1 pseudogene is annotated in these 519 nt (G+C 51.6%); it reads left to right on the top strand.

The window, feature by feature from the left end:
- A pseudogene (locus ASC50_RS03895) lies at positions 1-519 on the top strand (DNA-directed RNA polymerase subunit beta'); the annotation flags it as partial.

Genomic DNA, 519 nt, shown 5'->3' with positions numbered 1-519 from the left:
ACACCATCCCGTATGCCGCCAAATTGTATTTCAAGAGCGGTGCCAAACTCAAAAAGGGCGATGTGGTGCTCGAATGGGACCCGTTCAACGCGGTTATCGTGTCGGAAGTTCCGGGTAAGTTGCATTTTGAAAACATGCAGGAAAACGTGACGTACAAAAACGAATACGATGAGCAGACCGGTTTGAGAGAAAAGATTATTGTGGAGTCGCGCGATAAGGCGAAAGTGCCTGTGGCGCAGATTTTGGGCAGCAATGGCGAAATTTTGAAGACTTACACCTTGCCTCTGGGCGCCCATGTGGTGAAAGAGGAGAAAGATAAAATGGCTGTGGGTGAGATACTTGTGAAAATTCCGCGTGCTGTGGGCAAGGCGGGCGACATCACGGGTGGTTTGCCCCGTGTGACCGAGTTGTTTGAGGCGCGCAACCCGTCGAGTCCGGCAGTGGTGTCGGAAATCGACGGCGAAGTGTCGTTCGGCAAAATCAAACGCGGTAACAGGGAAGTCGTAGTAACCTCCAAAA

It is taken from the genome of Candidatus Symbiothrix dinenymphae, assembly GCF_001431085.1.
The sequence above is the reverse complement of the archived record's forward strand: the minus strand, read 5'-3'. Positions and strand labels throughout refer to the sequence as shown.